11 protein-coding genes are annotated in these 12,593 nt (G+C 53.0%); 1 reads left to right on the forward strand and 10 read right to left on the reverse strand.

Annotated features, from left to right (window positions below):
* Window positions 1-435: 435 nt before the first annotated feature.
* From ACV4UX_RS00205 to ACV4UX_RS00235, 7 genes are all read right to left on the reverse strand, one after another.
* Window positions 436-3,495: a type I restriction endonuclease subunit R gene (locus tag ACV4UX_RS00205; protein ID WP_491591324.1), complete on the reverse strand. Its 3,060-nt coding sequence runs from the start codon at window positions 3,493-3,495 to the stop codon at window positions 436-438.
* Window positions 3,492-4,130, reverse strand: a complete 639-nt coding sequence (locus ACV4UX_RS00210; RefSeq protein ID WP_491591365.1) for an abortive infection family protein — start codon at window positions 4,128-4,130, stop codon at window positions 3,492-3,494. Before ACV4UX_RS00210 ends, ACV4UX_RS00205 begins: the two co-directional genes overlap by 4 nt.
* The gene (locus ACV4UX_RS00215; protein WP_491591367.1) at window positions 4,073-4,207 is read right to left on the reverse strand and encodes a hypothetical protein; all 135 of its coding nucleotides are present in this window, start codon (window positions 4,205-4,207) and stop codon (window positions 4,073-4,075) included. The genes ACV4UX_RS00210 and ACV4UX_RS00215 overlap by 58 nt, the downstream gene beginning before the upstream one ends.
* Before the next feature lie 7 nt (window positions 4,208-4,214).
* Window positions 4,215-5,453 carry a restriction endonuclease subunit S gene (locus ACV4UX_RS00220; protein ID WP_491591325.1) on the reverse strand — a complete coding sequence of 413 codons (1,239 nt, stop codon included), beginning with the start codon at window positions 5,451-5,453 and terminating at the stop codon, window positions 4,215-4,217.
* Between the two features lie 76 nt (window positions 5,454-5,529).
* Window positions 5,530-7,182, reverse strand: a complete 1,653-nt coding sequence (locus ACV4UX_RS00225) for a type I restriction-modification system subunit M (protein ID WP_491591326.1) — start codon at window positions 7,180-7,182, stop codon at window positions 5,530-5,532.
* A 45-nt stretch (window positions 7,183-7,227) separates the two neighbouring features.
* Window positions 7,228-7,803 carry a hypothetical protein gene (locus ACV4UX_RS00230; RefSeq protein WP_491591327.1) on the reverse strand — a complete coding sequence of 192 codons (576 nt, stop codon included), beginning with the start codon at window positions 7,801-7,803 and terminating at the stop codon, window positions 7,228-7,230.
* Window positions 7,804-7,826: 23 nt separating this feature from the next.
* Window positions 7,827-8,738, reverse strand: a complete 912-nt coding sequence (locus ACV4UX_RS00235; RefSeq protein ID WP_491591328.1) for an endonuclease NucS domain-containing protein — start codon at window positions 8,736-8,738, stop codon at window positions 7,827-7,829.
* 410 nt (window positions 8,739-9,148) lie between these two features.
* Between ACV4UX_RS00235 and ACV4UX_RS00240 the strand changes: the two genes are divergently transcribed.
* Window positions 9,149-9,742 (forward strand): tyrosine-type recombinase/integrase, encoded by a 594-nt coding sequence (locus tag ACV4UX_RS00240; RefSeq protein WP_491591329.1) that lies wholly within the window; start codon window positions 9,149-9,151, stop codon window positions 9,740-9,742.
* Window positions 9,743-9,764: 22 nt separating this feature from the next.
* On the opposite strand, the gene ACV4UX_RS00245 is transcribed toward ACV4UX_RS00240, so the two are convergent.
* From ACV4UX_RS00245 to ACV4UX_RS00255, 3 genes are all read right to left on the reverse strand, one after another.
* The gene (locus ACV4UX_RS00245; protein WP_491591330.1) at window positions 9,765-10,007 is read right to left on the reverse strand and encodes a hypothetical protein; all 243 of its coding nucleotides are present in this window, start codon (window positions 10,005-10,007) and stop codon (window positions 9,765-9,767) included.
* A gap of 48 nt (window positions 10,008-10,055) precedes the next feature.
* Window positions 10,056-11,141 (reverse strand): C45 family peptidase, encoded by a 1,086-nt coding sequence (locus ACV4UX_RS00250; RefSeq protein ID WP_491591331.1) that lies wholly within the window; start codon window positions 11,139-11,141, stop codon window positions 10,056-10,058.
* Between the two features lie 303 nt (window positions 11,142-11,444).
* Window positions 11,445-12,197, reverse strand: coding sequence for a hypothetical protein (locus ACV4UX_RS00255; RefSeq protein ID WP_491591332.1), 753 nt, complete (start codon window positions 12,195-12,197; stop codon window positions 11,445-11,447).
* Window positions 12,198-12,593: the final 396 nt, after the last annotated feature.

Consider the following 12,593-nt stretch of genomic DNA (forward strand, 5'->3'; position numbering starts at 1 on the left):
GGCGTCTCCTTCACCCGGCGGGCAATCCACCCTTTCCCGAAACGGAAGCTCAGATCTCTTCTCCACGTGTCGCGCTTGTGCCTTGGCGGCTTTCGCTGGCGAACCGTTGGGCATGGAGATGGAGCGGTCTGCTCAGGACATGACTCGGAAGACAGACAAGAGCAGTCCGGCCCTGGCGAAGCGGAAGGTCACAAATTCGGCTGCGTGCTGGGGATAGTGCTGGGGAAGAAAAAGGGACTTGCGGCTGTTTTGCTGCAAGTCCCTGCAATTCTTTGGCGTCCCCAAGGGGATTTGAACCCCTGTTAGCGGCGTGAGAGAAATGTGGCCCCGCCCAATTCGTACTTGATTACTGAGCTTTTTCAACATGTTCTGTGGACACGAGTGGCCACGGAATCCCGCAAGTGGACAAGCGTTTTACACACGATTTACACGCTCTCAATCGCCCACGATCCCTTCTGCCATCAGTTCAGCCTGTCGGATAATCAGTTGTGTTGCCGACTCCTGTGCGTCTGGTGGGTAGCCATACTTGGTCAACAGGCGGCGTACGGTCCGCCGCATATCAGCCCGAACCGTCTCGCGCTGAGTCCAGTCCAGCGACGCCTTCGCCTTGATCCGATCGGCAAGTTCACGGGCTATCAGCTTCAACGTGCCGTCCTGAATCACGTCACGCGCTGATTCGTTGTCTGCCAGAGCGTCGTAGAATGCGACCTCTTCTTCGCTGAGTCCAGACTCCTCACCGCGATGAACCGCTGACCGTATGGCTTTGGCTAGGCCGATTAGTTCCTCGATGACCTGGGCCGTCGTGAGTGCCCGATTGTTATATCGAGTAAGTGTCGCCTCCAGCGATTCGCGGAATCCTCTCGACTGAACGATATTGACTCGCTCTCGGCTACGTATCTGGTCGTTGAGGAGCTTGCGCAGGGTCTCCAGGGCAAGATTCTTTTGCGGCAAAGTAGCCAGGCGTTCCAGGAAATCCTCGGACAGGATGCCGACGTCTTGATCGGGCAAGCCAGCAGCTCGAAAGAGGTCGATAACACCGTCAGATGCTATTGCACCTGAGATCACTTGCCGCACAGCAGCTCGTGTATCCGGCGGAGGTGGTGGGCCATCGTTCACTAGCCGTTTGCGAATTGCTGACCGCACTGATTGGAAGTACGCCAGATCGTCCCGGATGGCCTCAGTCTCCAATCGGGGTACAGAAAGTGCGAACGTCTTGGATAACGACGCGACCATCGTCATGAAACGTCTTTTGCCTTCATCCTGTTTGAAAACGTAGTCTGCTCCAGCCGACACAGCGTGCAGTTGGTCCGCTTCACTCCCGTGGAAGAATCCATGATAGTCAAACCCGTTGAAGAAATCTTTCAGCGCCTCGAACTGACGCTCCATCAGTGGCACCGCCTCGTTCTGGATGTCCTCTACGGGGCTGCCTTCACCACCAGCTTGGGTGTAAGTCTGAACGGCATCACGAAGCTGGTCCGCAATCCCTAGGAAATCCACAACCACGCCACCAGGTTTCTCACCGAATACTCGGTTCACACGGGCTATTGCCTGCATCAGGTTGTGGGAGGCAAGTGGCTTGTCAAGATACATGGTGTGCATCGGCGGGCAGTCAAATCCTGTTAGCCACATATCGCAGACAATTACGAGCCGGAGATTATCCTCGGGATCCTTGAATCGCCTTGACAGGGCTTCCCGCCTAGCCTTGGTCCGAGAGTGTTGTGCTACTCGTTCGCCTTCGCCAGCTGAGCCAGTCATTACAACTTTGATGAAACCTGAATCATCTTCAGCCGAGTGCCAATCTGGACGTAAAGCCACGATTTCGTCGTACAGCTCCATGCAGATGCTGCGACTCATGCATACCACCATGCCCTTGCCTTCGATCACTTCACGCCGCTTCTCGAAGTGCTCGACGATCTCCCTGGCCACCAGTTCCAGCCTTTCCTTCGCGCCAACTAACTCCTCTAACGGGACCTCAATATCCGTCGAGACCTCAAGTCCTTCCTTCTCCGCTTCACAGGCGGCGGTGAACATACGCTCGGCTTCAACGATGCCTGCTTCGTCCGGTAGTAGCTTCACTAGGCGCATTTCATAGAAGATGGGGACTGTCGCATTGTCCTCAATAGCCTGGCGGATGTCATAGATATCAGCGTAATCGCCGAAGACAGCCGGAGTGCTGCGGTCGTCACCCTCCAGTGGAGTGCCCGTGAAACCGATGAATGTCGCGTTAGGGAGTGCATCCCGCATCCAACGAGCGCCGCCGTCGAGAAAACCATACTGACTACGGTGGGCCTCATCAGCCATGACGACAATGTTTGATCGTTCGCTAATAGCTGCGCCACGCTCCGCGAACTTCTGGATCGTCGTGAATACTACGCCACCAGAAGCACGCTTAAGTCGGGCGGCAAGGTCTTCCCGGCTATAGGCCTGTTCAGGTTCCTGTCGGAGCAGCGTCCGTCCAGACGCAAAGGTGCCGAAAAGTTGTCCGTCCAGATCATTGCGATCAGTCACCACGACTACTGTGGGGTTTGCAAGTTGCTCGTCTCCAATCAGTGCCCCAGCCAGCATCAACATAGTAAGGCTTTTGCCCGAGCCCTGCGTGTGCCAGACCACACCACCTCGACCGTCGCCCTCACCGGCCAACGGTTTAAGCGCTGTTTTCACCGACGCCCGCACATTGCGTACAGCCCGAAACTGGTGATAGCCCGCCACCTTCTTGATAATCTCGCCGCTTCGGTCGTCATCCTCATATGTCACGCAGTGTCGGACATAGTCCAACAACCGTGATGGTTTGAACAACTCCTTGATGAGCACTTCTAGTAACGGCCGCCCGGGTTCGCGGCAGTCCTCGATGGATCTCCAAGGCGAAAACCGGTCCGCCCCTGCCGTCAGCGAGCCAACCCTCGTCGTGTCTCCATCGCTGATCACCAACAACTCATTGTAGACGAATAGCGGCGGGATATGCTGTTTGTAATCTTGAATCTGTCGGAAGGCCTTCCAAAGATCCGCCTTCTCGTCGGTCGGGTCCTTCAGTTCAATCACGACTACCGGAAAGCCGTTGAGAAATATGACCAGGTCTGGGCGACGGGTGCCATTGCCACATTTGACAGTGAATTGGTTCACCACAAGCAGATCGTTGCGTTCGGGCTGCGCAAAGTCAACCAGCCAAGCTTTGTCGCCACGTGTCTCGCCTTCTGGGGTTCGGTATTCCACGTCGATACCATCAGTTAGCAGGCGGTGGAGCCAGCGATTATTCTGATTCAGCGTCGTCTCGGGAGGGCGCGTGGCCAGCCGAACGGCCTGACCTATGGCGTCTTCTGGAAGATGGTCGTTGACCTTTCTCAGTGCCGCTCGAAGTCGATGCTCAAGGACGACATGCTCGTGGCTGTCCCTCAGAGGCTTATCCGAGCCAGGAGAGATGTCTGAACCTCTGGCGATTTCGTAGTCGAGGAATTCAAACCATCCAAGCGCAGCCTTCTCAACAATGCTCTCGTTCATTCTGCGCTCTCCTCGTCTACGGGCTTCTCGGCATTGGATTCCGGGTTCTGCTTGAATTGAACTAATGCAGTACGGTATGCTTGAAAATCAGTCCGAAACAGCGCCTCACTGGCAGCTAGTGGTACTTTCAGCACTTCTAAGGGGCCAAAGTCGCTATCGATGAACTCATCAAAATCTGGGTGATCACCATATCTAAATCGCTCCAGCGGATCTCGCTGTGCCGAATGTAGGTGTACTTTAAACAGGAGGCCAACCAAGGCATCTGTCGCTCTTGCAAGAATTTCAGAATAACGAGGATCGAGAAGCGGCGAGTATGCATCCGCCCCGTGAGCTGCGGAGCCATGTGCATTCCGAATTTCGAATACGCCTTGGACAATCTGATTGATGCCGCGGACCAATGATTCAGCGCCGCCGCGCAGCTTAGCATCTACGCCACCATCTTCAATTGGCCCGAGATTGAGATACTTCAGTGCTTCAGAGACGAGCTTCGGTGCCTCCCATGTGGAATCTATGGACACGCTACGATCCGTGAGGATAGTTTTGCAAGTCGTCTCGATGATTGTCCTGCAGAACGAAACTACAACTCCTGGCCGATCCGGTACAGCAGCTTCCAGCGCCTCAACCTGCTCACGGATTCGTAGCGACTCGGGGTGTGAATTAAGAAGTTCACGGCAAGCAGGTAGCACCACGGGCGTTCTCGTTGAGTTGTCATCCATTGCTCATCGCCCCGCACCTGGTAACTCTATCGCGCCAGAAATAAGTTTCGGCAATAGTGCATTTCGCAATTCAGTAAGCACATGAGTCTCAAATTTCATTTTTTTCATGAGAAGGAGAAAAGGTGCCACCGTTTTCTCAAAAGCATCTAGGAGTTCTGGCTGCGGGAGTACACTTGGTATAGTGTCAAATGTTCTCCGCGTGATGGTGTCGAACACAGATCCGTGGCTACGTTGCTGAAGTTCAACTACTGCATTATGAATTGTGAAGTATACAAAAAAATCGCCAACTCCATTAATGCCCTGAATTCCATAGCACGATTGGTTCATGGCCATGGGTACAGCGATCAAACCAAGCTTTCCAACAGTGCCTCGTGCCGAAATTATCGTGGTGCCGGCTCGCATGATATTAGCAGAGCTGTTCTGAACGCCTGCTTCAGTAATATGCTCATCGGTGTCGATAACCCAAACCTCATGCTCGCCCGGCGCGTCTCGCACTGAAAACCAAGGGATGTTGCCGCCCCAGTAACCAGGAACTTTTCGCTGGGGAGTTCCACCACCGATCAACGTAAACAGATCAGACAAAGTAACCTCAGCCCATCCAATGGGCACACGGCCACGTCCTGTTTCTGTCAATTTGCCAGGCAGTTGGTCGAAAACCTGCTGGGGCATGCCGGGGAATCGAGTCGCGCCACCAGCCTTGGCCTTGACCGGCTCAAAGTCGATGAACCACGCTTTAAAAATCGCCCGCGCTATCGCCTCCAACACCTTGTTTGTCTGTCTGTTCAACTCAATTTTGTCATCGAGGGAGCCAAGAAGTCCTCCGATTCTTTGTTGCATAGGCAACGGGGGTTTGGGCACACGGAATTGTTTCAAGGACGTGAGTGGTTGACCTATCCCCGGAGTTCCAACTTGCGAACCAAATCGCAATATCTCTGCTCTCCCTTGTGCAGATCTAAAGAAATAGTAGAGAAATTTGCTGTCTGCCAGACCTAAGTCAGGGCGAAATTTCATCATACTAGTTGAGAGGACCATTCGACCGTGTTGGTGCTCGATTAGTGCGACCTCTCCGATAGCTCCGCGATGTGGAAAGACCAAGTCGCCTGGTTTAACAATGCTGTTGGAGATGCCATTCGCAAAGTCCTCAGTGACATACACCCAGTCATCTTTAAGCCAGCGGGATCCGGTAATATTCAAACCCCGGATAACTGGAATTCCTTCAGGCACGTAGACATCGGATTTCATGCGAGACCCAAAGGGGCCAATCGCAAATGCTCCTTTATCGTTTGCTGCAAGCTCTGCCAGCGGTACGAGAGGCCACTTAGTCCCCATAGACAATCCCAACTAGATTTTCTTTAATCTGGCTCTCGAGCTGCTCGCATTCTGCGAAGTATTCCAGCAACTCAGCCGTTAAGCGCTGCATTTTTTCCTTGAATGGTTCGCCGTCTTCCTCAATCTCGGCTGCTCCGACGAAGCGGCCTGGCGTCAAGACATAGCCGTGCTTCCGAATGTCATTAAGCTTAACGGACTTGCAGAAGCCGGGGACATCTTCATAGCTGCCCGCATTGGGTTCACCGCGCCAGGCATGGTATGTGCGGGCAATCTTGCCTATGTCGCTGTCGGGCGGTAGGGGATATTCATCGCGTCCCGATAAGACTCGAAGGGTTCGGGTTTCCATCTCACCCATCTGCCTAGCGTCAATAAATAGCGTCTCCCCTCGGCGGTCACGGCCTGCTGGCTTGAGTTTCTTTCCGGTCTTGTCGCGGCTAACGAACCAAAGGCAGACCGGAATGCCGGTGGTTAGGAAGAGCTGCGTCGGCATGGCAACAATGCAATCGACCAGATCCGCTTCGATGATATTCTGACGGATTTCGCCCTCGCCTCCACTGCTTGAAGACAGCGAACCATTGGCCATAACGAAGCCCGCGATACCGCCCCCGCGGCCGTTGGGAGGGGCGAGGTGATGAATGAAGTGCTGAATCCAAGCGTAATTGGCGTTGCCAACTGGAGGAACGCCATACTTCCAGCGCACATCATTGCGGAGTAATTGGCCGGACCAGTCGGAGACGTTGAATGGCGGATTGGCAAGAATGTAATCAGCTTTAAGATCGGGATGTAAGTCTCTTACGAAACTATCTGCGGGCTGTTCGCCCAGGTTGGCTTCGATGCCACGGATAGCTAAGTTCATGTGGGCCAGCCGCCAGGTAGTCGGGTTAGACTCTTGGCCGAAGATGGAGATATTGCGCTGGCTCCCACCGTGAGCCTCTACGAATTTCTCCGACTGGACGAACATGCCACCTGACCCGCAGCACGGGTCGAGTACACGGCCCTCGTAAGGCTCTATCATTTCAACAAGCAAGCGGACGACAGAGCGAGGAGTGAAGAACTCACCGCCCAGTTTGCCCTCTGCGGCGGCGAATTTGCCGAGGAAGTACTCGTAGACGCGGCCCAGGATGTCCTTGGCCCGTGCTTCGTCAGTGCCGATGGCAATGGATGCGATCTGGTCGATGAGCCCGCCGAGACGTTCTGGCGCGATACCACGCCGGGCATAGTCACGGGGCAATTTACCCTTGAGCTTGGGGTTGTCGCACTCAATGGCATACATGGCGTCGTCGATGAGCTTGGCAATGTTGGGTTGCTTGCCCTGATTCTGGATATTGGTCCACCGAGCTTCCGGTGGGACCCAAAAGACATTCTCAGCGGTGTATTCGTCGCGGCTTTCAAGCAGGTTTTCAGCCTCCTTGGCTTCGATACCATCTGCTTTAAGTTCCTCAGCCAATTTAGCGCGACGAGCCTCGAAGGCGTCGGAGATGTACTTGAGGAATATCAGGCCAAGTACAACATGCTTATACTCAGCCGCGTCAATTGAGCCACGAAGCTTGTCAGCAGTCTGCCAGAGCTGCTCGGGATCGACACCGATCTCGCTGGCGCTGAGGATTGCGTCCTGGCCAGATTGCTTACCGTTCGATATCATACGTGTGCCTCTTAATTGGACGGATTTTTACTTGATGTAGGCATTTTATTGCTTTTCTATGGCGTTTCGTATGTCTTCTGCTTTTGAATCCAATAAATGCATGGTAAAATCACGAGGAGTTAAGAATCCACGAAGGCCTTTGATGGCAGTCAAATCGTCGAATCCTATGCCAAAAAAACGATCTGGCTTTTGTTCTTTTTTTGTTAGCACCATATCAAGAGTGGCCTTCATTTCTTCATCTGAAAAGAAGAGTAATATTTCTCCCCAGTGCTTATGTTTGGAGTGGATGGAGCTTTCTCCATTATATATTGGATACAATCCAAAAAGAACATAAAAGTCTGCGGCACCAGGCGCATATCTGCCAATAAAATTATTGAACCAAAGATTGTACCGCGCGTGCCCTTTGCTCATCATCTTTTCGTCATTGATATAAGACCGGGAGCTCTTAACTTGAAACCTCAGGCTTGTATTCCTGACAGTGTTAAAGAGGATAAAGTCAACGTCCTTTTCCTGCCTGCTAACTGGGATGTACAATGAATATCCGTTATTCTTCCTGAATATTTTTGAAAGCCTGGCGATGACGGAATACTCGGACAAAGGGATTGTAAACGCAGGTTCCACTAAAGCCCCCTGAGCAAGTTTGATTAATTATTATGATAGCTCTGCTCAATGAGCGCTTTCACTTTTTCGAGATCAGCTTCGGTGCGCAACTGGATTTCCAGGTCTCCGGTGCCCCAGTGCCCCTTGCCGCTTACGTCGGTAATGAATCCTTCCCGCAATGGAACCGTCTTCGGGTCCAGTTTCAGGTAGAGCCAGATGATTCCTTTGGCTTTCCCTGGCACCGCGCAAGCGAAGTTCTTGATTTTCTTGAAGGCCACGTAAAGCTTGAGGCGTTTCTCCTCAATGTCGTCACCCAGGTCTAGGATGAAGGTGCGCAGAGATTCAAAGAGACCGGCCAGGTTTTCCGGAATGACGACCACTTCTTCATTCTCGGGCGGCTTAGTCTCACCTTTGGTGGGCTTAGGCTTTGGGGCAAAGGGCGAAGCTGTCGCCGCTGGCGCGTTTACCCTCTCCAGAAGCATGAGATCATCTCCGAAAAGCCGGTAGCGGATCAACTCGATGGTCCGGCCAATCTGCTGAACCGCATGCTCGTCGTATTTGGTGAAATCGGATGCGATGCACAGAAGGCGTGGGCCAGCCCAGTCGATGGCGTCGGCGGTCTGCTGGCCGAACTTCTTCAGCACGGCGAGCTGGAATTCACCGCGATGGTCCATAAGCCAGTCTAGATAGAACAGGCCCTGGTTGATAACATTCTCATCCGAACGTCGCTTGTATTCGATAATGACCGGGCAATTGTTCTCGTCGATGCCGAGGGAGTCAATACGGCCGCCATGGACTTTGCCGGTGACGTACTCTGTTGCCAGGAAGCGCACACCGAGAAAAGTCTCCATGTGCCCCTCAATGAGGTTTTGGAGCCATTTTTCGACAGTGGCATCGCGAGAAGGGAGCTCGGAAACGGAATCACCTTGACGGCTGAAGAGCTTGATATCGCTCATGTGGGGTAAGCCTCCGATCCAGCGAGGTGGCCCTCATTTCTGCTGACCACGCCAGTGGTGATAAGGGGGGGCGTGTTAGAACTGATCACTGCCAAGCCTCTCCTCATATCCCCTCGTGGTGATCCTGCGTAGTCTTACCAAAAGGCAAGCAAATCCTTGGTATTCCACGCTAGAGAAAATGAAAAGTAGTTGTTGGCATGCTTTAGGCCTCCGCCCCCCTTTTGGGGAAATGGTCGACGGCCAAAACTCACTAACTTTGACGCGAAAGTTAGCGAGTCGCCAACCGCCGCCAGCCAAGCAATAGCGCTGCTTCTCAGCCATTTTCTGCCGCGCGATCCAAGTCATCACTCGCTTTTTGGCTAACTTTCTGATAAAATACACACAAAAGTTAGTAAAAAGTGAGGAGGGCCATGGCCAATCCAAACCACCCCCCGAAAGGGGCAATCATCACCGTCGAGCCCATCCGCGAAACCAAGCACATTCGCGCCATTAAAAAGATCCTGTCCAGCAAGCCGCGCGACTTGGCTTTGTTCGTGGTCGGCATCAACACCAATCTCCGCGCCAGCGACCTCACCAGGATCACGGTCGGTCAAGTGCGGAGCCTCAAACCCGGCGACTCGTTCGACTTGCGAGAGAAGAAGACCGGCAAGGTCCGGCAAGTGGTTTTGAACAATGAGTGCGTTAAAGCGATCGGTCGGCACCTCGCCAACCTCGACGCTGACGACGACGAGCCGCTGTTTCGGTCACAACGTGGCGGGCAGGCCATCACGCCCATCGCCATCAACGGCATGGTCAAGCGGTGGTGTCGGACAATCAACATCAAGGGGAACTTCGGGGCGCACACCCTCCGCAAGACGTGGGGCTACCACCAGCGCACGGCGTTCGGTGTCGACATGCCGACCCTAATGACCGCATTTGGCCACGCCACACAGCGGCAGACACTCAAATATCTCGGCATCGGAGAGCAGGAAGTCCGAAATGTTTTCATGAACTCTATCGGCTGAGACTCCGTCTTAACGACCACAATTACCACGAAGAGAGAGCCCTCCCAGCTATATTTTTGGCGTAGTCAATCAAGTCAGGCTTCTTACCAATATATGCGCCTGCTACAATTTCAATTGCCCCATTAAGCATCAAAGCGCTTCCCACGCCTTTTGACCTTGCAATCTTGGCCCCTACTTTGCGAATAATACTTAAAGCATCAGCCTCATCCTTACTCATGACTTTACTCGTGCCAGCACTAGCCGCACAAACGTCGACCATTTTCATGGCAAGCTCCTTGTGATTGAAATGATTATTCAGTGCTCATCAACAAACTCAAAGCATTGCACTTCGCAAATCTTCATTATACAGACAACCATTGAAACCTGCAACAACATTAGCACTAAAGCCACATCTATGCGCCGCTACAACAAACGAGGCCGATGTTTTCTTTATATAATGCTTATGACTCGCAACAGTCGACATGACCTTCATCGCGCCGAGTGCATCAACAGGCTTATGAACACTACAGCACTCTCTGACAAACACTAACCGCTTGTAGCTTTCATCCTGGTCAGAACGAGTCCTCCAGACCCATCCACAGTCAACCTCTCCTTCTTTAATAAACTGATTTGTGTGACAGTGAAGACCATGCACTTCTTTAAGCGCAACTTGGTCTAACGGTTTCCAAATATGCTTGGCAAGAGGGCGGACCTCAATAGAATATGCCATGTCTTTGGTGATAAAGTAGCTGTGACTCGGAAGGCTAAACAACCACTGAGAACACATCTCCAAAACGTCCTCCAGCGCATTGAATTCAAGCCACTTGCGCGTAAATACAGTTTTAGGAAGGCGATCGGACCAAGTCGCCTCAATGCTCTTGATGTGCTTGGCGTAGCCGATCGAGTTTCCCTGGAATGCGAAGTGCCGGTTGACTCCCCCAAAGGCCGACCCGAATAGCTGGAATGGGTAGGATGCCGCCAGGAAGCTCTCTGACTGGCGTTTCCCGGCTATGGTGACATTCGCTATGCAAAGGGGCGAAACTTCGCTCTCCTCCTCGTTGTGGGCAAGAATAACGGCATCCTTGTCGACAGCGACAAAGGCGGTACACTGGGACCCCTTGTATCCGGTCTCGCCAAGGCAGTTGGCGAAAACATGCAGGGGGGAGGTCTTGTAGCCAGCCTCGATGAGGGCTTGAGTCATCCCAAGAATTTCGAAGATGATTTCTGGGTAGGCGTCGAGGGTGTTATTAAAGAGGGGTTTGAATCGAGGCTTCCAGCAGCGCGTTAGTAATCTTCGGTAGTAATCGTGATAACTTTTGCACTTTCGTCGTCGAAGGTATCCAATCCACCATTCGGCGTGTTGGTAGCCAACTTCGTAGTTGTTGCCCTCAAACAGTGGCAGTTCATATCTTGGAAACATTGCAAAGCCACTCGCTTTATTGTGATGACTTTACAGTATCATAGAACTAGTGCATTGTAAACTGCTTAAAATGTTGCCTATATTGCGTTAGTCATTCATGTTGTTTGCTGTTACAGTATGACATCCTGGCTAGCCCACAACAACTCATCTACAATAACTTGAATGGTGACAATCGAAGCGGTTTCGACGTGCCTCCTGGAGAGGGGGTAGGGACCGCGCTTGAGCCGTCTACGAAGGCTTTCGGTCGTAGCGACATGCACGTGGCACCCCCCCCAGGACACCTAGTTCAGTAAAGCCACCGAGCTACCTTGAAAGCGTCGAATGGTGGGTTTGATGCCTCTTGCGTGCCCGTTGCGCCGTCGCGACAGCGGCACGAGCACGCCTGTTGCAAAGTTCGCGCAGCTTACTCCTGACAATCTCATGCAGGTCTTCGCTCAAGTCAAAGAAGTGCTGACAAAAGTTGCTCTTGATTTTGTCGAACTGCCTTTTGAGCCCGGAAATCTTCCTGGCCTTTTCTTTTTCCGACAAGCCACTTGCGCGTATTTTGTCCCGGCGCTGCTTGATATACTCAAGCAGCGGAGCCCTCAGTTCCTCAAGCTCTTCGAGGCTAATGTGGTGCACGATGGGCTCCTGCAGCGGCATGTTCTTCTTGCCGACCACTCCGAAAGTCCTCAGTGAGCCAAAGCACTTGATCAAATCGGCTTTGTGGCTAAGCTTGCTGAACTTGGCCATGTAACCGCCGTGCGTTCCGTCCTGGTCGCCGTAGTCGTACTCGCGAACGTCGACGGCGCGTTCGTCGTCAAAGCCGCACACCCTCCACCAGTGAGCGGAGAACCATGTGGCTAGCTTGATTTCGGTGATGCCCGTGCCGGTCGTGCACGCGGCGTGTGCATGCACGCCACGCTCTTCCACGTACTCGATTGACCAGAGCAGGTAGCCGTCTGGGAAACGGTCCGTGAAGGACTTGAACAGCCGCCGGAGCTGACGCTGAGTTGCTGCCGGGGTCTTGCGGGTCAGGCGCTTGAAGGGAAGCTTGTCCGGGAAAATCAGGGTCACGAAGTACTTAGGTCTTGGAAAAATCCGAGACTCAAGCAGCCTCAGCACCGCGTGTACACGGCGAGCACGCCCCCTGTAGTAGTTGTCATCCCTGGGCTTGGGAGGGTGCTGCCGTTGCGGCTGGTTTCCCTTTGGCAATCCCCATCGAATGGCACGCCTTTCCTCATAGACCTTGGCCACAATGTTCTTTCCAACACAGGTTGTGACGAGTGAAAGCGCTACGGCGCGACAGCGCAACAGCATGCTGATGGTTGTTCTCCAAAGAGAACAACATGCAACGTCTATTGAATTGGCACTCATGGTGCTCATATGTACCCCTGCAATGTAATACTTGCGTTATTATAACAACGTGCTGGCCAGCGCATGCTTGCAATTGTGACGCACTACAAGGCAGTA

The sequence above is a fragment of the Fundidesulfovibrio sp. genome (assembly GCF_058402725.1).